Here is a 22,166-nt window from a genome sequence, read left to right as displayed (position 1 = left end):
GATAGCTGTTAATTTATGGCGCATTGACGCTATCTGTAAACGGTGTTATCGATCTGCTTCGGTGAGAACCGGAGCAGACGCCATGCGCGATTGCGATCGTCATTCATTCGAACCAAGCCATTTCAAAGCCGCGCCCAATGAGGCGGGATTGCTGTTGGCGCTACTGGGACGAGAATTGGCCAGCGCCGATGGCCTCATCGAAGGCATGTTGCGCGCCGGTCTCGGCGTCGACGCCATCGCAGCCTATTTAGGCTGTGCGCGAACAACCATCCTCGACGAAATCTCGAGCCGAGCGATTCCCATCGGCTTGGATCAGCTCGAAAAGCCATTCCGGCCACGCAAAAACGCCTGGTCGCTCATGGATCACACGCTGTTCATCGTCGGATGGACCTGCGACGTGCGTGTTCCGGCAATGGCCGAATTTCTAGGCCGCTCCGCGGGCTCTCTCTTTGGAAAGCGACGGCGCATCGGCTTGCCCACACGACGCGTGGCGCGGGATCGCGTCCGCCAGAAATCCAACTGCCCCCCAAAATCCGACGCGGCGTCGACGTCGGCTGGCTTCGATACCCCCGCGCCTGCGACCGGGAGGGGAAAGGGAACACGTCGACCGTCGCCACCCGCGACGGAAGCGCCGGAGGAAACGCAGCAAAGAGACCCGAATGTCTCATTCGTCGCAACGACCGAATCCGTTTGCCCCATAAGGGAAGCAACGGCGACGACGCAGGAGAGACTGGAGGCTCTGCAAGCAGAACCGCAGGTCTCATCAATCGTCCCGGCTCCGTCCGATGGCCCCTCCGCGCAGCGAAAGAAAGCGCCGCTCGTCGAGGCCCGCGAGAAAAAGCCACGCGCGCCGCGACAAGCGAAGCCCTCGACACTGTCGCCCGAGACACAGCCCGAGTGGTATGCGGCAGTCGAGGACTTCATGGCGAACCGCCTGCCGACCGATGTGGACACAATTCGCCACTATGCGACCAGGAACCACGTCATCACGGGCGTTGCGATCCTCGGCGGAATGAAAAAGACCGCGATCGAAGAAGCCGCGGGGTTCGGCCACTCGGGAGTGAACAGTCATGTCGATCGGCTGCATCTCAGCTCGAAAGGCGTAATAGGGAAGAGGTTCGATCGGCAGCGATTTGACGCCGCCATGAAAGTGCTGACCCCGAAAGCCGACGGCGTGACGCAGCGCTTGATATTCGAGGCGCCCGGAGATCATCGAATCGCCGTTACGGTGAAGCGCGCCGAGAAGCGACGGAATGCGGCGCAAGAAAGTCGCGACACGAGAACCGAGGCCGCAAAACGTAAGCGGGAAGAAGATGCGTGGGCCGCCGGCATCGAGATCCGAAGGGGCGTGAGCTTGCGCAAGGTCGAATGCCTGTCGAGGCCGTTCGACATGCCGATATAGACGTCTTTCACGACAGCAGACCGACAGAACCTCTTCTTTCGCGCGTCCAACGCGCGAATGGCAAATGCTGCGCGTGAGCCGGCGTGCGCCGTCACACGCATCTCACGCGGTTCACCGAACGAACGTGAGCGCCGTCGCTCGCATCGAAGCCCGTCGTCGCGCGTTGTCGTCAGCGCGCGCTTCGCGAAAGCGAAGGTTCGTCTTTCGTCGATCATCGAAATTTAGTGCGTTCATATTCGCGCACAGCTTCGCGATTTTGGGCGAGATCGAATTTTCTTCGTGGGGGATAGCTTCATGCAGAACGAGCACGCCGCGATCACTCGTCGGTTGTCCGATCCGGATTTTCAGGCGCTTCTTCTCAGCAGGGCCATCGGCCTCGCTCTCGGATCGTCGTTGATGGCGACGGCCTTCGTCGTGCATGACGTGTATCTGTGGACGCATCCGCCGACACCGAAATATTTCGTGATCGACGGACGGAAAACGCGCGAGGTCACGGCGCTGGACACGCCGATCGTCGATGACGCGCAGCTGCTGGATTGGTCGACGCGCGCCGCCCTCGCTCCCTACAACATCAATTACAATGATTATCCGCAGCAGCTCTCGGCTGCGAGCCGGAAATTCTCCAAACGCGGCTGGAACAGTTTCGCCACCAGCGTCATGGACACCAAGAATTTCGACACGATGAAGCGATCGATGCTGCTCTGCTACGCGCAAGCGCAGCGCGCCGCGGTCATCAGCGACGTCGCCACGATCTCGGGCTCGCTCGCCTATCGGATCCAAGTTCCCATCGTGCAGACCTGCCAGAACAGCAATCAGAACATCACGCAAAACCTCGTGATCAAAGCGCTCGTCACGAGAACGAACGCCGAAGATCGACCGGACGGATTGGAGATCGACGAGCTCGTGGCGGTTCGCCAATAGGCGAGGAGGACGAAAAATGCAGCACAGAACAACATTATTCGGCGCGGCGGTCGTCCTGTTGGCGACTGTTCCGCCCGGTCTGGCGCAACAATCGGCGAGCCTTCCTGGAACCGCGGGCGGCGGCGGAGTTCAGGCGTCGGGATCGGCCGATCGAGCCGCGAACATCATTCCTCTGACGCCGGGAATGATCCGGGATCTCGGCAAGCGGTTCGGCGACAATAAGCGCGCGCAGGAGCAGGCGACGACGGAGTTCGCGGCGCCGGCGAGCCGGCGCGTGAATGTGTCGTTCACGCCGGGGCAGGCGGTCAATATCATCCAGACCGTCAAGGGCTATCCGACGGCGATCTCCTTCTTCGATCGAACCGGCGAGCCATGGCCGATCCAATGGGACACGAACAGCAATCCGGCGGCTGTCACGGACGGAGGCAACTGCAACACGGGTCAGAACGCCAGCGGCCCCGCGGTCGCGGCCACGGGCTTTTATGTCTGCACGCCGGCCAAAGGATCGAATGTCCTGGAGATCACGCCGATGTCGTTGCAGCCGCGCGGCGGTCTCGTGGTGACGCTGCAGGGCGCTCCGAAGCCGATCAGCTTTCTGTTGATCGGCGGCGGCGGTCGCTACGACGCCGATATTTCGATCCAGGTGGCCGAGCGGGGCCCGAACGCGAAGCCAGGAACCGTGCGCGCGAGCGCGCCCGACACGGCGGCGCCGTTCCTCACCGCTATGCTCGACGGCGTTCCGCCGGCCGAGGCGACGCCCTTGTCGGTCAGGGGCGTGTCTCCGGACGAGCTGCGCGCATGGCGGCTCGGCGACCGCGTCTATCTGCGCACGCGCCTGACGCTCATCTCCCCGGAATGGACGGCGTCCGAGGCCGCCGAAGGGGGCCTCACCGTCTACCAGCTTCCCGCGACGCCAGTCGTGCTGCTGTCCCATCAGGGACGCACCGTCTCGGCCTCTTTGACGGAGGATTAAGTGTCCGATCTCTTTTCCAAAATCCCACTGCTGTCGCAGCTCCGCGAGTTCAATCGTGGCGGGCGAGGCGGCCCGGCGCGGATCGTCACGATCGCCTTGGTCGGCGTGTCGATGACCGCGCTACTCGTCGGCGTCTCGTCGATCTCGCATCCGGCGCCGCCCGAATCGTCGGTCGCGAAGATGCCGGAGGTCGATCCGCTGCCCGGCGGAATGCACAGCAATCCGGCGCAGGACGCGCTGCTGAAGCGTCATGCGCAGGGCCAGGCTGACAAAGCGCTCGCGTCGGGGGCATCCTATACGCCGCCCCTGCCTGCGGCCGCGCCGCTGCGGCTCGTCGATCGGCGTCAGTCCGAGGAGGTCGCCGCGTCGGAGCCGCCGCCCGAGCCCGCGGTGGTTCCGATTCCCGAGCCCGCGCCGCTCTACGTCCCTCCGGAACGCCCGCAAGAAGAGGAGCCCCGCGTGGAGCAGATCGCCGCCACCGAGCCCACGAACGCGAGCCCCGGCGCGAACGAGGATCCGCAATTCAAGCAGGCGGTCGCCGATCTGTTCAAGCAGTGGGAAGGGCGCCCGCCGCGCACGGATCTGGTGCTGACGCCTGCGACGGATGTTCGAGACGATCTCGCGCCGAGGCAGGGCGCTCGCGTCGAGCAGCGCGCCACGAGCCCGGCGCCGCCAACACAACAACAGCAGCGTCCTACGGCAGAAACCGTTTTGGTCCCGGCCGGACGCGGCGTCTACGCCCATACGGTGCTCTCGGTGAATTCCGACACCGGAGGCCCGATCGTCCTGCAGGCGGACACGGGACCGCTGGCCGGCGATCGAATGATCGGAACTTTCTCCAAGAACCAAGCCGTCGGCGCTCTGTTCGGGGACACCGAGCGGCTGGTGGTGCGGATCAATTCGGTCGAGCACCATGGGCAGACGATAAACGTGCAAGGCCTGGTGATCGCGCCGGACAGCATGGAGACCGCGGTCGCGACCAGCGTCGATCAGCATTACATCGAACGCTTCGCTCTTCCGACCGCGGCCGCTTTCGTCGCCGGTCTCGGACAGGCGATCGCGCTGTCGAATTCGACGATCGGCTATACGCCGTACGGCGGCATGATCCAGAGCTATGGCAAGCTGGATTTCCGACAGCAGGCCGGCATCGCCGGCGGCGCGGCGGCCGCGCAGATCGGACAGACGCTGCAACAGCAAACGCCGAAGGGCGCAACCGTCTTCCTCGCCGCCAATGCGGGCGTCGGCGTCATCTTCTTATCCAATGTCGCCGCGGCGCCGGAGAGGGCGAGCGTCGATCCCGCGAGCCTCAACACGAAATAGGCGGAGCGAACGCCAAAGGGACGCTTTTTGAAACCTCACAAGAAGGAGAAACCAATGAGCGATGCTGCCGCCAATCTGAATTTCGTCGACAGCGACGAAACCCGAGAGATCGCCCTCGACCTTCCCGAACCGGACGCCGAAACGGCGCCGAGCAAGCCCACGTCCGAGGAGGACCAAGGCTCCCGAACGAAGACGCTGGCCGTGTCGATCGCGACCAGCTTCGCGCGCATCCGCGCGGAATTCCTCGGTCCCCGTGGACAGCCCGCTGAGACGGCGGCGAAGGAGCCATTCTCCGACACGGACGCCGATCCGAATGCCCCCCGCGTCGCCGAGACCGATCCGGCTCCGCGAGCCGATGAACGGAAGTCGCGGTCGAACGCCTGGGATCCATTCGACCACTACAAGCTCGCGACTTCGGTATCCCTCGCGGCTCTCGGCGTCGCGACCATCGCCGCGGTCGCTCTTTGGCCGAATGGCGGAGGCGTCGAGGGCGGGGTGACGGAGAAAGGCGTCGACGCCGGACTGATGGCTCCGGCGTCGAAGCTCGCGTCCGTGCCACTGAATGAGCGCGGCGAGCCCACCTTAGAAATTCCAGCGGCCGCCGCGCCTCAGAAGATCGCAGAGGAGGTCCAGGCGTTCTGGAGTCCCAATGGGGAGAGCCGAAAGGCGTCGACTGGGCCGATCGCAGCCGCCGCGTCCACTCCCGCCTCGCCGGTTGTCGTCGGAGAAGTCGGCGTAAGGCCTCCGACGGCGGCTCCCGAAGCCTCAAACGTCTCCCCTGTCGTCGCCGTAAAGGCGACGGCCGTGCCGACGCCGGCGCCGCCCGCCCCGGTCGCCGCCGCGGCGCCCGCCATCGCGAGCGAGCCGCCGGCAAAGGCGAGAGAGGACGGCGCCAGGCGCGTCGCCTCGATGCCGCCGGAAGCGGTCACGAAGACAGACGAGAAACCGCTCGAGATGGAAACGAGACTCTTCGGCATGATCACCGAGCTCTCCACACTGGTGCGTCGCACGAGGGAGGAGATCGCGGCGCTGCAGGAGAGCGACAAGCGAACGACGCGTGCACTCGAAGCGAAACTGAGCGATTTCGAGCGCCGCTTGAACCTCGGCGAGGCGCAACGCTCGCTCGACGCGGCGAAGGCCACTCCGACGTCGCCGTCCGAACAGGCCAACCCGCCGGCCGCGCCCCCGACCGCGCGGCCGGCGTCCGGGATGAAGGGCGTCGTCCCGGCCTCGTTGTCGACGCAGAGCGCAGCCGACGTCTCCGCGCCGCCGGCCCGATATCGCGTGCAGGCGGCATCTCCGGGCCTCGCCATGCTGTCCGAGCTCGATCGAAGTGGCGAGGAAGTCGCTCCACTGCAGATCGCCGTCGGCGCGCATGTGCCGGGCTACGGACGGGTCACGAAGATCAGCCAGCGCGGGACCGAATGGGTGGTGCAGACGGAGAAGGGCCCGATCCGCTGAGCGGCTCCGGTTCGAGGCATTCGGCGAGAATGGGGGCTGAACGTGCAAGGATTGGTCAATTTCGCAGGAGCAATCGGCAACGCGATCGCAATTCTGTTACCGACCTTTTGTTATCTCTCGGCGCTAGGACTGTTCATGTCCGCAGGATGGGGATTCTGGTCGCAGGCGCAGAGCCACAATCCCTATCGAGGCCGTCCCTGGATTCCGTTCGTGGCGCTCGTCCTATCGGGCGCCTTCGCCTCATTCCCGTCCATTCTGACAATGGCGAACAACACGGCGGGAACCAATCTGCAAGTGTCGGTGACGGCGCTGACGAGCTATACGCCGCCCACGGTCAATGGGAGCCTGTTGGGGCAGACCCCGGGAGACGCCGTCGTCAACATCGTGAAGCTGTTTCAAGGGTTCTTCCAGGCCTTCGGCGCGATGTGCTGCTTTTTCGCCATGCTGACCTGGAACGCAGTGATCGCCGGCCGGAGCAATCGAAGCGCAGGCGGTTGCGGAGTGCAGTTCGTGTTCGGGGTCATGCTGATCAACGTCGTGACGATTTCCACATGGCTCGTCTCCATTTTTCGGACGTGATCGCCATGCTCGGACGATACTCTGGCGGACCGCGCGTGCTTACGAGAGAATCTGCAGTCCGTGCTTCTGGACAATGGTGAGCAGCTTGAGCGCCATACCGCTCGGCCGCTTGGCGCCCGTTTCCCATTTCTCGACCGTGCTTTCGCTCGTGTTGAGATACCGGGCGAACACCGGCTGACTGACATTGTTGGCCTCGCGGAGTCGCTTGATCTGCGCAGGCTCGATCTGGGTCGGAACAACCAAGTGACGCGCGTCGAAATCGCGCATCGTCGCCTTATCGAGCGCGCCGACCTTGTGGAGCATGGCCGCAGACGAGTGGAGCGCTTCCGAAGCATCGCTCTTGAATCTACGTTTCGTTGCCATGGCAAATCTCCGTCAGGTCTTTTTCTTCCAGGAGCCGCGAGACCTGCTTCTCCGTCAGCGTGGCGTAGCTCTTTGCAAGGATGCGGAAGTCCTCTAGCTCATCATCCTCGACGTTTGCCCGATCCTTCTTTGCGAACAGATATTCGTAAATCCAGTATCGACCGCCCTTCGCAAGAATGATGCTCCGATGCATGTTTTTGTTCAGGCGCTTCTTGAAGACCCCTCCGCCCAAATCATCGGCTTGGCCCTTCATCACCTCTTGAAGCGCCTCACAAAGTTCACCATCCTCGATACGAGCCTTGCGTGCCGCCTTGGAGAACCAGGCGGTTTTGAAGGCCCGCGCAGTTTCCTCATCGTCGACCATGGCCAATGTGTAGCACTGGGTGCTATTACTATCAAGTGGCGATCGGAACGCACGCCCTTATGGGGGCGTAAACGCCATCGTGATCTGTGCTGTCATCTTTGCGCGCTCCGAGCTTCAGTGCGGCATTTACCCGAAACGCCACACCCAGGCGGGCAAAACGCTGCCGACGAATATCGCTGGGCGAGAAAGCACATCCGCTGCGAACAAAATAGCGCGCACCGAAAAAAAACGCCGTCAACATTCGCGCGCGCTTATCCGAACCTCTGGTCGAGGGCGTCACGGCTCTCGCAATCAGAGGAGATGAACGTTGCATTTCACGTCTTCCAAACTCAAATCCATAACTCTCCCATGTTGCACGATCGCGGCGATGGTCGCGCTCGGAATGTCGGAAGCTCACGCGCAGGCCGCCGGCCAGACACTCGGCTCGCAGGTGCAGAGCATCGCGAAGGAGTTTTCGACCGCGGGCGGCTTCGCGGGCTCGACCGCCATGTATGTCGCCGCTCTGGTGACGTTCGTCGCCGGCGTCTGGTTCCTGTGGCAGTCGCGTCAGCCGGAAAACCGCGAGAGCGGAAAGGTGGCCGCCGGGCTCACGGGTCTCGTGCTGACCGGCCTGTTCGTCGCGGGCGGCTCGTGGATCCAGAAGGCCTCCTACACGACCACTGGCGCGGGCGCGAAAGTGACCGATCAGGCGGGCGTCATCACCTTCCAGTGACGTCCAGCGCTCTCCTGTCCTTCGTTGGCGTAACGCAACGGAGGCGCAGGAGAAAGATGGCCCTCGCCGGTTGTTCGGTCGCAGAACCGAAGGCCGGCGAGGGCCCATCAGCCTCTAAGATCGGCGCGCCGCAATGCTCACCCTCTCACTATCGGCTATGCGCCATAGGATGTTGCCCGCTTCCGCAGCGATGGGGCCGCGCGCAAGAACATTCGTCGATCGCTGCCCGCATTGTGGATGCGGGATCGTGAGCTGTTCGGAAGAAGGGCCGGACACATGGCCGATGGACCCGCTCTCCAACGAGCAACCGTGTTGCGCTCTTTGTCACCTCGCGCAAAACCTCGAACGCTCCGAAATCGATCGCGAGGCGGTCCTGATCTGGGCGCCAGAATTCACGCAAGGCGCGCTCAACGCGCTCGTGCATTGCATCCATCGGATCGCCGCGACCCATGGGAAGCCCGTATTTTGGTCGCCCGATCCGCCTCCCGCGAACAGTCCCGAAGATCTGTTCGCCTCCAGCTCGGCCTATGCCGCTCTCGTCGAGCGCAGCGTGATCGCGAAGCAACGCCTGGGGACGTCGTCGCCACGCGATCTCGCCCAAGCTCTGTCGTTTATCTCGCCGAGCTCCTACGCCCGTCGTCGCGAGCTGCTCGGCGGAGTTCGCTTGCTGCCGCTCGGACGATTTTTTGTCGACGGCCGCGATGTCTATCCGCGCTTGCTCGCCAACAAGGGGCTCACTTCGATCTCCGCGATCAGCTCGCGCCGCAGCCCGACGATAAGGAGATAGAAGATGCTCCATTGGATTTCTCGCGGGCTCGCCGCGGTGTCGCTGATGGCTAAGCAGCCGCTCGCGAGCTTTTGCGATATCGAATCTTCTCACGGCGACGCGCTCGTCACCAAGCACGGCGACTATGTGAGCTTTCTTCGTCTCGGCGGGATGCGCCGAATGTCGACGCGGGCCGACATCGATCGCTTGGCCAACGCCATGCGCGTCGACATTTCGGGAACGCTGGAGAACAAGGGACATGCGATCGTCGGATGGTACGCCTCCGATCCCGATCTCGCGGCGGTCGAGATCGAGCGCGTCAATATGTCGGCCTGCCGGGAGATCGCCAGGGAGATCGGACTGGAGCTGGGCGATATCTTCGAGGAGCGCAAAAAGCTCTGGGCCGGCATGATGCGCTGGGAGGCGGCGTATTTCATCTTGTGGACCCGCGCGACGACGCTCACCAAGGAAGAGCGCAAGCAGATGAAGGAGGAGCAGGCGGCGCGCGCCAAGAAATGCCCGAACATCGGCGACGCTCAGAAGTTCTATCTGCGCAGCGACGTCATGGCGGCGCGTCACACCGGCTTCGTCTCGCGCGTCATGTCCTCGCTCAAAGGGCTCGATGTCGCCGCGACGGAGATCTCGGCGCATGACGCTCTCTCGGTCGCCCGCGAGGCCATGTATCGCGAGACTGTAGGATCGGCCTGGCGTCCGACCTTGGTTGGAGACGCATTTCGCCCGCGTTGGCCGGACGAGCCGGATGACCTTCCGATCCTGGAGACGCTGATGTGGCCGGCGATCCGCGATCTCTTCTTCGACTCCGACGCCGTCGTTCATGACGGGCAACGCGTGGAAATCGGCCTCTATGATTACGGCTGCGTCGATATGACAATGGGGCCGGAGGATCCCCGGCCCTTCGTCGAGCTGTCGTCGCGTCTCGGACATGACCGAATCCCATGGCGCGTATCCTTCGTGATCGAGGGCGGCGGCAATTCCGACATGCTGTTGAAAAACGCCGGCGCGCAGTTCTTGTGGATGTTCCCCGGCAACCGGGACATCACCCGCGCCTTCGAGCTTTTGAAGCGTGAACGCGAAAACAACAACCATATCGCCGTTCGCCTGCGGGCGTCCTTCGCGACTTGGGCGCCGTTCGGAGAAGTGGGCAAGCTGCGGCTACGACTGTCAACGCTCAAGCAGCGCCTCGAGGCCTGGGGCAATTGCCGGGGCACGACCGTCATCGGCGATCCGCTCGAAGGCGTCATGAGCAGCGTGCCGGGACTGGCGCTGGCCTCGACCGCGCCGCCGTCGGTGGCGTTGATCGGCGACGTTCTGGCGATGCTGCCTTGGGGACGAACGGCGTCCCCCTGGGACCGAGGCAGCGTGCTGTTCCGCCAGCCGAATGGGGCGATGTGGCCCTATGACCCCTCCGGCGGCTCGAAACGCCCGCAGGTCCTCGACACATTCGTCGCGCCGCCACGTTCGGGAAAATCGGTTCTGGCCAATACGATCAATCTCGGCCTCTGCCTCAGCTCCGTCGCGCTCGGGGCGATCGGCGCGAAGCTGCCTCTCATCGGCAAGGTCGATATCGGGGATTCGGCCGAAGGCTTCGTGCTTCTCATTCAAGAAGCCCTCGGGCCACAGCGCCGGCACGAGGCGATCTACACGCGCATGCAATTCGCGCCGGGCTTCGAGTTCAACGTCTTCGACCTGCAGGTCGGCTGCGAATATCCGCTGCCGCTCGAAAAAGCCTTCCTGCAGAATTTTCTGGCGCTGATCACGCTGCCGCCCGACCAGAGCACGCCATTCGAAGGCATGAATCAGATGATCGGCATCGTGATCGACGAAGCCTATCGGCTCTGCACCGATGTTCCGGGGGCGTCGCCCAAGCGCTATCGTCGCGGCGTCGAGCCTCTTATCGATGCGGCGATCGAGCGCCACGGCATCGATCTTCACCACGACGAGCCGCATTGGCGAGACGTGGTGAAAGCGCTGTGCGGGGTTGGAGATTATCGTCTCGCGGAAGTGGCGCAGCGGCATGCCGTCCCACTGTTGCAGGATTTGGTCGGAGCCGCGCGCACCGACCAGGTCAAGGACATGTTCGGCAAGCTCACCATCGTCATGACGGCGGAGCAGGCCTCGGACCTCTTCGAACGCTACATCTATGACGTCATCCGAAAGTTTCCGACATTGAACAGTCCGACGCGGCTGGATTTCGGCGCCGCGCGGATCATCGTCATGGATCTTGCGGAAGTCGCGCCGACCGGCTCGGCGGCAGCCAACCGCCAGACCGAGATGATGTATATGCTGGCGCGCCACATCATCGGGCGCAACTTCTTCCTGAAGCCCGACTATCTGCCTTTCGTGCCGGAAGAGGCGCGCGGCTTCCATCAGCCGCGCTTTCAGGAAATCTATGAATCGGTGAAGCGGCTCGACTATGACGAGTGGCATCGCACCCAGGGTAGTCCGCAGGTGCGCGCGCAGGCCGAGTTCGATGTACGCGAAGGCCCCAAGCACAATGTTCAGCTCGGCTTCGCCAGTCAACGCCTGAGCGACATGGGCGACGCGATCGTCAGTCAATCGACGGGCCGCTTCGTGCTGCGGGCCGGCGATGATGTGGAAGCCGAAGAGATCGTGCAGCGCTTCAATCTCTCCGAAGCGAGCGCCGACATCGTTCGCCACCGTCTCCATGGGCCGGGTCCGGCCGGGGCGCCGTTCCTGGTGGTGCTGCATGCGGACAACGCCAAATATGAGCAGATGCTCGTCAACACGCTCGGTCCGATCGAGCTGTGGGCGCTGTCCACGACCCCTGGCGACCGAGCCCTGCGCAATCGTCTCTATGACCGCATCGGGTTTCGGGAGGCGCTGCGGCGTCTCGCGAGGATATTCCCCGGCGGATCGGCGGAAAAGGAGATCGAGGAACGCAAGGCCAAGCGCATGCGACGCGGCGAGCTCGACGCGCGTGCAGAGACCGGCGTCGTCGACGAATTGGCGAACGAGCTGGCCGATGCGCGAGGGATCGGCGCGAAGCTGCGATATGAAGGCGGCGGCTCCGAACTCTCGGTCGTCGCGGCGCAGTAGGCTTTTCGGTGAGACTTTACCGGTTCGAGCGGCTATCGCCGTTAGCTTCCGGTCACGCTTGAAGGTAGGTTCGGTCCATGTCCAAAAGAATCGACACGTCGTGGGTGGTGTTCGCGAGCGTTGAGGACGACGAACACGGGAAGTGCGTCGATGTTTTTTATCGGCCTGATGGCACTTTTGGATTTGAGGAATTTCGGCGAGATGTCGAGGACGCTGGCGAGTGGACACCGCTCGGCTATTATTCGGGGTCGACCTATGCCTCATCAATGGCGGCATATGAGGCTGCCGAAGCCGCTGTTCCTTGGCTCGCTGACATATTGCGTCGCAATCCGGCCCTGCGGCGCCATCTTCGCCTGTAGCGAATGCCCGGTACGACGACAAACGAATCCGAGGAGCCGAATTCGACTGCCCGTCGCCTAAAGGGGCATGTTCACATGCGGTCGGCGGACTGACTTGGTAACCAATGGCTGCTTTCGGTCGAGAGCGAAAATTTAACCCGAGACCCGACCCGTCGCCAACATCGCTTTGAAGCCGGGCGGGAAAGTCGCCGCGGAAAATCCGCGCGCGTTCTCTCGCGACCCTGAAAGAGAATTCTTCCTCCCCAGCGAGTTGGCCGCACGCAGGCGGCCGTTTCCTGTCGACGCGGTGTTTGGCATTCGCGCACTGTCGCATCAGCATCGTCGAAGGGGATCGAATCGCCCTTCGAGAGGGAATGCCATGCCCAGCTTTCGTATCCAGCTTCGTCCGAGCGGCGTCGTCATGTTCGGCTCGGGGACGCGCGACGTCGCTCGAATGGAGCATCGCGGCGCCTTCGAGCTCGATAACGCCGAATCGGTCGCGATCGCCGAAGAGGCCGAGCTGCGGCGTCTCATCAAAGGTCGCGACAAGCGGCCGAGACTTCATCGTCATTCGCGCCGACGCCGAATAGCGTGATCGCGCAAAAATACGGAGCAGATCATATGAGCGCCAACCGTCCATGTCGCGGTCTCGTCTTACTATTGGCGTCGAGCATTCTGGGCGGCTGCGCGCATGATGTTCCGGCGACGGTCGATGTCGCGGGCATGCCGAATGCGGAGATCGCCCTTCGACGAAGCGTCGACCATGTCGACAAGGAGATGAACGAACTCGGTCGGATACGTCCGGCGCCGCGTCAGGGTCCGGCCGTCGTGCCCGCCGAGCTCCAAAAGATCGTCGCCTTCGAATGGGAAGGGCCGCTCGAGGGGGCGGTGGAAAAGCTCGCCGGCGAGGTCGGATACGATGTCGTCGTCGACTCCGCCTTCAACCTCCAAACGGTGTCGATCGGCATCAAATCGGGCCCGCGCCGCGTCTACGAGATTTTCCAGGCCATCGGCAGCGCCGCGGGCGACCGCGCGACCGTGCAGGTCGATGCGCAGCATCATCGCATCGAGGTGATCTATCATGTCTAAGCTCGCGCTCCGTAGGCTCGTCCCGACATTGCTGGCCTCGTCTCTGTCGGCGTCGTCTCTCCTGGCCTCGACCTTCCTGGCTCCGTCCGCCTTCGCCGCCGATGGCGGGATCAAGGTCTATCCGGTCCCTCCGGCTCCGTCCCCCGAAGAGATCGACGCGGCGGCGCATGGTCTCGGCAGTCCGCTGAACAAGCCGATCACCGGAGCGGCGCAGGAGCCGGCGGTCGTCGGAAGCGAACGCCCGCCGTCGCTCGAGGCGCTGCAGGCGGTGCGCGCCGGGCGCGGCGATCCCGGGGTCGGACTGGAGCCGGGGCGAGAGGAAACGCTGTATCAGGCGGCGCTGAGCTTCGGCGCGCAAGGCGGGCTAGCGGCGCGGTCCTTCGCGATCAACGACATGCTGCGCCGCTATGAGCCGACGCTCGACAGGAGCTATGACTTCAGCGCCGTGGTGCTGCCGCTCGGCGGCGGCCGAACCCTGCTGCGCCCGCCCGTCGTAACCCAGGGACAGCTCGCCTTCGCGCTCGGCGACAATGCGCAGGTCGCCCGAGAGACGGACTGCGTCTATCAGATCACGCGCGAAGCGCAGCTCGCCTCCGCCCCGCCGAATTGGCGGGCCTATCTGGTGCGAAATTGGAAAGCCGCGACGCGGCCGCATGACGCCGTGCTTCCGCGCACCGAGCAGGAGGCCGCCTATTGGAACAAATGGGTCGCCGAAGGGTGGACGCAGGGCGAGAAGCAGGCGGTGGAGATTTTTCTCTCCGACCTCGGCCGCTTGCAGCGCGACATCGTCGGCATGGCGCGGTTCCGGGTGCTGCTGCGCGCGGGTCTCGTCGAGCATCCAAAGGTCGCCTTCCAAAACAGTGTCGTCAACGGGGGGCGCGACGAGCTGCGCGCCGGCGATCGAATCGTCCGGATCACCGATCAGCCCGGCCTGCGAGCCGACACGCGCCGCTGGGCGCCCAAGCGCCGCGGGCCCTGCCCGAAGTAATCCCCGAGCGGACTCGTGAACGTCCGACGCAGGAGAAAATGGTGGTCGACGAACCTTGGGATAGGGCCGATCTTTCCTGGGTGACGGACCCGCGAAAGAGCGCGCCCGGCTTGGATTCTCTCCTGACCTGGGCCTATCGCTCGGGGGCGTCGCGCGTCTCGTTTCAGACGGGGCATTGTCCTTGGCTGAGGATCTACGGCCGCAATCGCAAGATCGGCGACACGACGCTGGACGAGGCCGAGATCGCGCAGATCGTCAATCACCTCTATGGCGCCGACGGCATGGCGCGTCTGCAGGGCTGCGCCGCGCTCGACACGACCTATGAGATCGCCGTGAGCCGCACCGAGCGGCTTCGCTACCGTCTCAATGTCACATCGACGCGCAGCAGCCGTCGGCTCGGCGTCAATGTGGTGCTGCGTCCAATCCCCGGATTGCCGCCATCGCTGGAGGAGCAGCTCGTCGAGCCGGGGATCATGGAGGCGTTCCGTCCGCGAAACGGCATGGTGATCGTGTCGGGCGGGACGGGATCAGGAAAATCCACGCTGATCGCCGGCATGACCATCGCCAAGCTGCTCGACCCGAACGGGCATTACGACATCGTCGAAGGCGCCGCCCCAGTCGAGTTTCTGCTCGATCGCGTCAAGAGCCCCAGCTCGACGATCAATCAGAGCGAGATCCCGCGCGATCTGCCGACCTTCGAGGAATTCATTCGCGGCTGCATGCGACGCGAGCCGACCGACATTATCGTCGGCGAGTGCCGCGAGACTGCGACGATGAGCGCAGCCATTCAGGCGGCGATCTCTGGACACACGCTGACGACGACGATCCATGCCAATGACGTCGCGCTGACGATGCAGCGCATCGCGAGCCTCTGCCCCTTGGCCGAGCGCGAGAATTTGATCGGCGCGGTGGCGCAGTCGCTTCGGCTCGTCGTCAACCAGAGGCTGACGCCGTCCCTGGACGGCAAGCGCACGGCGTTGCGGGAGTTCCTGGCGTTCGATCGCAAGCTCCGCAATCGCTTTCTGGAGACAGACCCGGCGCAATGGCCGGGCCTGACGCGCGGCGCCATCGAGGATCAGGGGCAGTCGTTCGCACAGGCGATCGACAAGGCGCTGCAGGATGGCCGCATCAGCGAGGAGACGGCGGCGTACGAATTGAGGGAGGAGGGCTGATGTGGCGAAGCACCGCTCTGCCGACACGGATCTTGCTTCTGGACGGGCGCGCCTGCCTGCCCCTGCTGGTCTTCGTCGTCTATTGGAGCTGGCTCACTTTCTACATAGCGATCGGCGGCGTGACCTTCTTCATCGTCGTCAGCTGGGCGGGGCTGACCGTGTCCTCGGTCTTGCGGCTCCTGCGGCGCATGCTGATCGGGCCGATCCGAACCGCTGTCCCGACCTGGAAGCGCAGGAGGGCGGCATGATCCTGGACATAGAGGATGTCGAGGCGGTGCTCGAAAACCTTCTGCGGAAGGGCGGACAGCCGGTGCTGTTTCATGGCGTGACCATCCCTTTCGATTGCGCGGTCGCGGCGGACGGATTGCTGCCGCTGTTTCTGCTGGCTGGCGAAGCCTTGTGGCGGGAGGTGAAAGGGGAAGGCTTCGGACTGACGACCGAGCCCGACGAAGGGGCCTTCCTCGGCTATCGCCTCGCGGTGATCAACCCCGGGTCTTTCACAATGGTGTTGCTGGCGACGATGGAGGCGATCTCGCAGGCCTGCGGGCCGAAGGGGATCGTGGTGGAAAAGCTCGAGGAGGTCTGGGCGGCGTCGAACGAACGCTTTCAGGCCGATCGACGCATGACGGGGCAAAGCCAATGAGACGCGCCCTCGCCATTCTCGCTGTCTCCCTCGTCGCGGCCTGCGAACCGGCGCGCACCGCCGACGATCTGGCGAAAGGAACCTTCGTCAAGGAGTGCATCGACGCGGCCGCGCACGCCCACTCGATCCCCGCCGAGGTTCTGCTGATCCTTCTGAATGTCGAGAACGGGCGGCTCGGCGCGGTGAGCCAGAATAAGAACGACACCGTCGACATCGGGCCGATGCAGGTCAACCAGATCTGGTTGCCGAAGCTCGCGGAACATTGGCGCGCGTCGCGAGCCGCTGCCTATCGCGCTCTGCGCGATGAATTCTGCGCCAATGTCGAAGGCGGGGCCTGGATTCTTCGACAGGCGCTCGACGAGGCGGATGGAGATCTCTGGGAGGGTATCGGGCTCTATCATTCGCACAATGAACGACACAAGACCGACTACCTCCGCCTGGTCCTGGCGCAGGGTAGGCGTCTGCAGCGGCAGGCCGTCGCCTCTGGGGAAAAGTAATGTCTGTTTCGCACCCTTCGCAGGGCAGTGTGAGCGACGGCGCCGCCTTTTTGATGAGCGTCGCCGTCTTCATTGTCGGCGTCGGCGTCGGCGGCTGGTATCTCTGGGACGAGCAGCACGCCGCGATCAGCGCGATCGTCATGCAGGGCCTGCACGGCCAGATGAGATTCATCCATCTGTTCACTGATCGCTACGACGTCGCCGACGCGCAGGTTATCGCGACCAATCCGGCGACGGTGAAATTTCCGCAGCTGCTGCGGCTCGCCCGCGAGGTCGGGCGCTTCTTTCTCCTGCCCTCGATCGGCGTCATTCTGGCTCTCGCCGCCATGTGCGCGAGCCGCGCCGGGGCGAAGCGCTTTTCCCGAGCACTCGATCTCGAAGCTTTGATGCGCGAGCAGCTTCGATCCTTTCGGACGCCCTCCGCCTTCGTGCGCAGGCGGTTGGGGCTGGTCGATATCGACCAGGCCAAGCCGCGTCCCGCCGATCGCGCTTTGACCCGCGCCGAATGGATCGAGCGCTGGGCGACAGACGACAAGGGCGCCTTCGTCGAGGGCCCGGCGCGGGCGGAGCTCACGCGTCAACTCGGCTCGGCGAGGCGCGAGCCGGAAGACGCGCCGGCGCATGTCCGGTGCATATTGGCGGCGCTTGCCCTGCATCGCGCCCGGCGCCGCGACGAAGCGCAGCGCTATCTCGGCGATCTCTCGTCGGCGCTGGGGATGAGCGGCAAGGAAGGGCGGGCAGGCCCCGATCGGGCGCTCGCCTTCCCGGACGCCCTCGTCGTGCGAGCCGATCATTGGCTGGGCGAACGAGATTTGCGCCAGCCTCTGGTCGAGACGATGGCGGCGCATGGGTTCACCACACCGGCCGCCATGAGCGCTCTCCTCGCGGCGCGGGCGGAAGGGGGCGTTTTCCCGCCGGCGCAATTCGGATTCCTGAAGCTCGTCGATCGACGGCTGTGGTACGCGCTGCACTCCTTGGGCTATCCGGCGGACATGTTCGACCCTCTTCTTCACCCGACGCCGCTCGTCGAAGCGATAGGGGCGCGCGACCATTGGGCTTCCGAATTGATCGCGGGCGCGCCTTTGCGCACGGCCGCGATCGACAATGCGCTCGCGGCGGTGCGGAAGGTCTGAAGCGCCTTCTCATTCGCGCGGCTCGGCACGAACATGAGGTTCAGGAAAGATCGAGGAGGCCCTGATGGACGAAGCCATTTCCACGCAAGAGACGAAGGCCGTGTCGGAGCCGCCGCATATTCACATCGACGTTCATGTGCATCTGGACGGCGCGATCGTCGCGACCTCGGCCAGCCAGCGTCACGCCCTCGGCGCCGAGATCGAACGTCGCAGCGCGTCCCCCTCGCCGACGAGGCGGTCATTGCTCACGACGCTGCTCGTCGGCTTCGGCGTGTCGGCCGTCGGCTATGTGGGCTTTCGGGCGGGAAGCGTCTCGTCTCAGCAAAAGGCGTTCGGCGTGAACCAGGCAGTGGCGTCGCCGGAGCCCGCCGCACCGTCTCCGACGTCATTGCCGGAGACGCTTGCTCGCGACCTGCAGCGGCCCCCGCAGATCACGCCCGCTCCGGGCGCATCGGCCGACGCCGGCCGATCCGGTCCCGCCGCCTTCGGGCTGCAGCAATGACACGAGCCCCATCGTCGCGGAGAGCGGCATATGATCCCGCGTGAGATTTCCGGACCGCAGGAAAGGTTCGAACGATCGGGCGCGCAAGCGCTGCGCGATCTGCGGCCGATGTCGACGCGCGTCTGGGGCTCGCTGATGAGCGAGTTTTCCGGCGCCGTTCTCTGCGTCGGGGCCGGACTCATGCTGCTGGAGCCTGCTTCGGTCGATCTGATTCTCCCGGCGGCGATCGGCTACGCGGCCCTCGTCCTGACGCGGCGAGTCGAGCTGCCGATGCGGCTTCCAAAGAGCGCCGGCGTCGCGGACTGGAACTATCCCGATCCCAAGAACCGCGCGCCGCGCATGGCGGCGGGCATCATCTATCTCGGACGTGACGTCTCCGGCCGGGAATTGTGGATCACCGCCGAGGACGGGCGACAGCATGCTACCATTCCGGGGACGACCGGCGCCGGCAAGACGACCGCGATTTTGGGCTTCGTCTCCAATGCGCTGACCCATGCGAGCGGCTTCGTTCTCGTCGACGGCAAGGCCGACCACACATTGTTCGGCGAGGTGATGGCGCTCGCGCGGCGGTTCGGTCGCGAGGACGATGTGCTGCATCTCAATCTCCTGGTCGCCAGCGGGAGCAAAGAGAGCAACAGCTTCAATCCCTTCGCAACGGGCAACGCCGACGCGATCCGCGAGATGGTGGTGAGCCAGCTCGGCGAGCAGGCCGCCAATGACTCGAACGGCGTCTTCCGCAGCCGCGCCGTCGCCTTGATCGGCGCGGTGATCCCCGTCCTGACATGGATCAGAGATCACGCCGGCATTCCGATCGACATCGAGAAGATCCGGGATGCGCTCGAGCTGCGGGTGATCTGGAAGCTCGCCGTGAAGGGTCACTATGAATTGCGCGACCCCGCGACCGGCAAAGCGAAGGACATTCCGCTCGATCTGCCGCAGGACGTGGTCTATCCGCTGCTCGCCTATCTCGGCGAGCTTCCCGGCTATGACACGGACCTCGATTACAACAAGCAGAAATCCGATGATCCGTCCAAGCAGCACGGCTATGCGCGGTTTTATTTCACGGAGATGTTCACGCAGCTCGGCGTGTCGCTCGGGCACATATTCAAGGTCGAGCAGGGCGACATCGACATGCGCGACGTGGTCTTGAACCGGCGCATTCTCGTCGTCTCCCTGCCGGCGCTGGAGAACTCCTCCGACACATTGGCGGGCCTCGGCAAGATCGTGGTGACGTCGCTCCGCGGAATGATGGCGCAAATGCTCGGCATGCCGAAAGAAATGCTCGGCATGGAGGCTCCCTATCATATCGTGCTGGACGAGCTCGCCTATTATGCGACGAGCGATCTCGACCGGATGATGGCGCAAGGCCGCAGCTTGAATATCGCCTTCTGGCTCGGCTTTCAGGAGGTTTCGGGGATCTTCGCGCGGCTCGGGGAGAAGACCTATACGCTGCTCGGCAACGCCAATCTGACCGCGGCGATGCGCCAGCAGGACGCCAATCGCACCCGCGAATGGATCGAGGAGACCTCGGGCATGACGGATGTGGCGCAGGCGACGAGCTTTCGCGGCGGCGACATCGGCGTCTATCATGACACGCGCCAAGCCGATGTGCGCCAGGTGTCGCGGGTGAACTGGCGAGACCTGCAGAGCCTCATCGAGGGCGAGGCGATCATGCTGTTCGGCGGCCGCCGGATCTACGCGAAGGTTTTTCACGCGAATGTCGACAATTCGGGCCCCAAGCGCCTCGTAAGGCGGATATCCCTCGCGCCGCCCGCCCACGCCGAACTGGAGGCGAGGCTCGACGCGATCCGCGAAATCACGGCCAGAATCGAGAATGGGATCGTCGCCGCCGGAGGCCGCGAGACCATGGCGCCGACGTTGAAGGCGATATTCGAAGCCTTTCGTCTCGCCAAAGCGAAGGGCGGCGACAGGGAGGCTTGCGTCGACGCGGCGATCCGCGCGGCGGGCGAGGTTCCGTTTGTCGCGCGCGAGGAGCGACAGGGCGCGGGGGGGCGCTTTTCTCTCATGCTGAAGTCGGCGCTGCACGGAACGAAAGGCGAGGCCACGGGGGACGTTTGGCCTGTCGAACCATTCGACAAGGCGCTCTTCGAGAAGGTCGTCGAAATCGAGGCGGCGATCGGCGAGGATGGAGCGGCGGCGCGAGAAAGGGCCGCGGCCCTTCTGGGTAAAATCGAGGCGGCGTTGCAGGAGACCGAAGGGACGTTGCCCACGCGGGAAAATCGGGAGAAGCTGCAGGCGGATTTGGCCACGGTCACGGCGGTGATCGTCGGAGGAGCCGAGGCCGCGGAAAATCCGGCGGCGCGGCGGCGGGCGGAGATTTCCCCTTGAGGGCGCCGGCGCGGATTGTCGACCTCGAACGTGTCGCGGCGCTGGCGCCGCTCTACGTCCTATCGAGCGCGCTCGCCGGCTGCGACGACAAGGAGAGATTCCCGCAGGCTCGACAATGGGCGCGCCGAAAGGAGACGCGATGAACGGCGATCGCGGCGCGGGGATCGGCAATTTTATCGAGGGGATATCGGGCGGCAATGGCGCCCTTCTGGTCGCGCTCGGCGTCCTCCTTCTGGCGCTTCTCGCGTTCATCGGCTTGGTCGACCGTCGGCCTGCCTATCGGCGTGGGCGATTTCTCACGGCCAATGAAAAACGGTTCCTGAGCGTCTTGGACGAGGCGGTCGGGGAGGGCTTTCGCGTGTTCGCGCAGGTGCGGCTCGCCGAGCTGGTCGACGTCGATCTTCGGGTGAGAAATTCGAAAAGGCGTGCGGCGATGAACAAGGTGTTCGGAAAGAGCATCGATTTCGTCATCTGCAATTCCAGCACCTTGGAACCCGTTGCAGCCATCGAATTGGACGACAGGACTCATGCGCTCCCGCATCGCAGGGAGCGCGACATATTCGTCGACGCGGTATTCGGGGAGATCGGAATTCCGCTACTGCGGGCGAGGGCGCGGCGCGCTTACTCCGTGGCGATGCTCGAACCTATGCTGCGAGAGGCCGGCGTCGTTAGAATGGCCCGACCCGATCTCAGATCGATCGAGCGAGGATGAGACGTCCACTCATCGGGGCGCGTCAAAATTCAGGGGAGCAATATCGAATGCCCTTCCGACAGTCGCTTTACGCCAGCGTCTTCGCTTTGGCGGCGCTCGGCCCCGCGATGGCGGCCGAACCGGTCGAGATCCATTTCGCCCCTGCCGAAAACCTGGAGCGCTTCGATGTGGCGCTGCTGCGCGCAGCGCGCTCGACCATCGATCTGGCCGCCTATGTGCTGACGGACTGGCCCGTCATCGACGCGTTGATCGACGCCCATCGGCGTGGCGTCGCGATCAGGGTCGTTCTCGACCCCAGCCAAGGGAGCGATCTCGACCGCCTGCGAGAGGTTTCGCAGAACCTTCGCGTCAGCCCGCCCGGTCCATTCATGCATCTGAAATCCTATTCGGTCGATGGCGCGCTGCTACGTTCGGGCTCTGCGAATTTGACGGCGTCGGGCCTCAAACAGCAGGACAATGATCTCCTCGTCATCCGCGATCGAGCGGCCGTGCAAGCCTTCGCGGCGCGCTTCGAGCAGATCTGGGCGGCGGCGAAGCCGGTGGGCGCGCCCAGGCCGGTTTTCGCATCGCGGTCCATCGGTTCGAATGCGGCGAAGGCAACGGCGCCGGCGAACTGCGAGATCAAAGGGAACATCAGTCGCAATGGCGAGCGGAGATTCCATAAGCCGGGCGAACAGTTCTACGACCGCGTCAAGATCGACCAGAACGCCGGAGAACAATGGTTCTGCTCGGAGCAGGAGGCAGTCGCCGCGGGCTGGAGACATGCCGTCGGACGTTGAGGCGTGCATGGGCGTGTGAGCCGCC

At 64.2% G+C, this 22,166-nt stretch carries 24 protein-coding genes; 22 read left to right on the top strand and 2 right to left on the bottom strand.

From position 1 onward, the window contains the following. Positions 1 to 82 precede the first annotated feature (82 nt). The 6 genes from K3F48_RS04270 (at position 83) to K3F48_RS04245 (ending at position 6,656) form a co-directional block, all read left to right on the top strand. On the top strand, positions 83 to 1,402 hold the full coding sequence (locus K3F48_RS04270; RefSeq protein WP_222574180.1) for a hypothetical protein: 1,320 nt from the start codon (positions 83 to 85) through the stop codon (positions 1,400 to 1,402). A gap of 294 nt (positions 1,403 to 1,696) precedes the next feature. Next, entirely contained in the window at positions 1,697 to 2,323 is a 627-nt protein-coding gene (locus K3F48_RS04265) for a DotI/IcmL/TraM family protein (protein ID WP_222574179.1), read from the top strand. Positions 2,324 to 2,339: 16 nt separating this feature from the next. Then, on the top strand, positions 2,340 to 3,296 hold the full coding sequence (locus K3F48_RS04260) for a DotH/IcmK family type IV secretion protein (RefSeq protein WP_222574178.1): 957 nt from the start codon (positions 2,340 to 2,342) through the stop codon (positions 3,294 to 3,296). Beyond that, positions 3,297 to 4,616: a DotG/IcmE/VirB10 family protein gene (locus K3F48_RS04255; protein WP_222574177.1), complete on the top strand. Its 1,320-nt coding sequence runs from the start codon at positions 3,297 to 3,299 to the stop codon at positions 4,614 to 4,616. Between the two features lie 54 nt (positions 4,617 to 4,670). Beyond that, on the top strand, positions 4,671 to 6,077 hold the full coding sequence (locus K3F48_RS04250; RefSeq protein WP_222574176.1) for a hypothetical protein: 1,407 nt from the start codon (positions 4,671 to 4,673) through the stop codon (positions 6,075 to 6,077). A gap of 135 nt (positions 6,078 to 6,212) precedes the next feature. Further along, entirely contained in the window at positions 6,213 to 6,656 is a 444-nt protein-coding gene (locus K3F48_RS04245) for a hypothetical protein (RefSeq protein ID WP_255608242.1), read from the top strand. 39 nt (positions 6,657 to 6,695) lie between these two features. Here K3F48_RS04245 and K3F48_RS04240 read toward each other — a convergent pair whose 3' ends face one another. Continuing rightward, a complete protein-coding gene (locus tag K3F48_RS04240) occupies positions 6,696 to 7,019 on the bottom strand; it encodes a DNA-binding transcriptional regulator (protein WP_222574174.1) in 324 nt (107 codons plus the stop codon). Continuing rightward, the gene (locus K3F48_RS04235; RefSeq protein WP_222574173.1) at positions 7,003 to 7,383 is read right to left on the bottom strand and encodes a type II toxin-antitoxin system RelE/ParE family toxin; all 381 of its coding nucleotides are present in this window, start codon (positions 7,381 to 7,383) and stop codon (positions 7,003 to 7,005) included. Before K3F48_RS04235 ends, K3F48_RS04240 begins: the two co-directional genes overlap by 17 nt. A gap of 382 nt (positions 7,384 to 7,765) precedes the next feature. Between K3F48_RS04235 and K3F48_RS04230 the strand changes: the two genes are divergently transcribed. The 16 genes from K3F48_RS04230 to K3F48_RS04155 all read left to right on the top strand — a co-directional run bounded on the left by K3F48_RS04230 (position 7,766) and on the right by K3F48_RS04155 (position 22,141). After that, positions 7,766 to 8,095 carry a hypothetical protein gene (locus K3F48_RS04230; RefSeq protein ID WP_155931332.1) on the top strand — a complete coding sequence of 110 codons (330 nt, stop codon included), beginning with the start codon at positions 7,766 to 7,768 and terminating at the stop codon, positions 8,093 to 8,095. Between the two features lie 247 nt (positions 8,096 to 8,342). Continuing rightward, positions 8,343 to 8,882 carry a hypothetical protein gene (locus K3F48_RS04225; RefSeq protein ID WP_222574172.1) on the top strand — a complete coding sequence of 180 codons (540 nt, stop codon included), beginning with the start codon at positions 8,343 to 8,345 and terminating at the stop codon, positions 8,880 to 8,882. A gap of 3 nt (positions 8,883 to 8,885) precedes the next feature. Next, positions 8,886 to 11,939 (top strand): ATP-binding protein, encoded by a 3,054-nt coding sequence (locus tag K3F48_RS04220; protein WP_222574171.1) that lies wholly within the window; start codon positions 8,886 to 8,888, stop codon positions 11,937 to 11,939. 77 nt (positions 11,940 to 12,016) lie between these two features. After that, complete coding sequence (locus K3F48_RS04215; RefSeq protein WP_222574170.1) at positions 12,017 to 12,298, top strand: hypothetical protein; 282 nt, start codon at positions 12,017 to 12,019, stop codon at positions 12,296 to 12,298. Positions 12,299 to 12,656: 358 nt separating this feature from the next. Further along, complete coding sequence (locus tag K3F48_RS04210; RefSeq protein ID WP_222574169.1) at positions 12,657 to 12,872, top strand: hypothetical protein; 216 nt, start codon at positions 12,657 to 12,659, stop codon at positions 12,870 to 12,872. A 26-nt stretch (positions 12,873 to 12,898) separates the two neighbouring features. Continuing rightward, the gene (locus K3F48_RS04205; RefSeq protein WP_222574168.1) at positions 12,899 to 13,366 is read left to right on the top strand and encodes a DotD/TraH family lipoprotein; all 468 of its coding nucleotides are present in this window, start codon (positions 12,899 to 12,901) and stop codon (positions 13,364 to 13,366) included. Beyond that, positions 13,359 to 14,354 (top strand): type IV secretion system DotC family protein, encoded by a 996-nt coding sequence (locus K3F48_RS04200; protein WP_222574167.1) that lies wholly within the window; start codon positions 13,359 to 13,361, stop codon positions 14,352 to 14,354. The genes K3F48_RS04205 and K3F48_RS04200 overlap by 8 nt, the downstream gene beginning before the upstream one ends. A gap of 38 nt (positions 14,355 to 14,392) precedes the next feature. Next, a complete protein-coding gene (locus tag K3F48_RS04195; RefSeq protein WP_222574166.1) occupies positions 14,393 to 15,526 on the top strand; it encodes a type IV pilus twitching motility protein PilT in 1,134 nt (377 codons plus the stop codon). Further along, positions 15,526 to 15,774, top strand: a complete 249-nt coding sequence (icmT, locus tag K3F48_RS04190) for an IcmT/TraK family protein (protein ID WP_222574165.1) — start codon at positions 15,526 to 15,528, stop codon at positions 15,772 to 15,774. The genes K3F48_RS04195 and icmT overlap by 1 nt, the downstream gene beginning before the upstream one ends. Continuing rightward, a complete protein-coding gene (locus K3F48_RS04185) occupies positions 15,771 to 16,169 on the top strand; it encodes a hypothetical protein (protein WP_222574164.1) in 399 nt (132 codons plus the stop codon). Before icmT ends, K3F48_RS04185 begins: the two co-directional genes overlap by 4 nt. Then, a complete protein-coding gene (locus tag K3F48_RS04180) occupies positions 16,166 to 16,666 on the top strand; it encodes a lytic transglycosylase domain-containing protein (RefSeq protein WP_222574163.1) in 501 nt (166 codons plus the stop codon). The genes K3F48_RS04185 and K3F48_RS04180 overlap by 4 nt, the downstream gene beginning before the upstream one ends. Further along, entirely contained in the window at positions 16,666 to 17,799 is a 1,134-nt protein-coding gene (locus K3F48_RS04175; protein ID WP_222574162.1) for a hypothetical protein, read from the top strand. The genes K3F48_RS04180 and K3F48_RS04175 overlap by 1 nt, the downstream gene beginning before the upstream one ends. A 64-nt stretch (positions 17,800 to 17,863) precedes the next feature. Further along, positions 17,864 to 18,301: a hypothetical protein gene (locus K3F48_RS04170; protein WP_222574161.1), complete on the top strand. Its 438-nt coding sequence runs from the start codon at positions 17,864 to 17,866 to the stop codon at positions 18,299 to 18,301. A gap of 30 nt (positions 18,302 to 18,331) precedes the next feature. Next, positions 18,332 to 20,650 (top strand): type IV secretory system conjugative DNA transfer family protein, encoded by a 2,319-nt coding sequence (locus K3F48_RS04165; protein WP_222574160.1) that lies wholly within the window; start codon positions 18,332 to 18,334, stop codon positions 20,648 to 20,650. Positions 20,651 to 20,765: 115 nt separating this feature from the next. After that, on the top strand, positions 20,766 to 21,362 hold the full coding sequence (locus tag K3F48_RS24800) for a DUF2726 domain-containing protein (protein WP_370631350.1): 597 nt from the start codon (positions 20,766 to 20,768) through the stop codon (positions 21,360 to 21,362). Between the two features lie 47 nt (positions 21,363 to 21,409). Beyond that, on the top strand, positions 21,410 to 22,141 hold the full coding sequence (locus K3F48_RS04155) for a phospholipase D-like domain-containing protein (protein WP_222574158.1): 732 nt from the start codon (positions 21,410 to 21,412) through the stop codon (positions 22,139 to 22,141). Positions 22,142 to 22,166: the final 25 nt, after the last annotated feature.

Origin of the sequence: Methylosinus sp. Sm6, assembly GCF_019802345.1 — a bacterium.
Taxonomy (GTDB): Bacteria; Pseudomonadota; Alphaproteobacteria; order Rhizobiales; family Beijerinckiaceae; genus Methylosinus.
The sequence above is the reverse complement of the archived record's forward strand: the minus strand, read 5'-3'. Positions and strand labels throughout refer to the sequence as shown.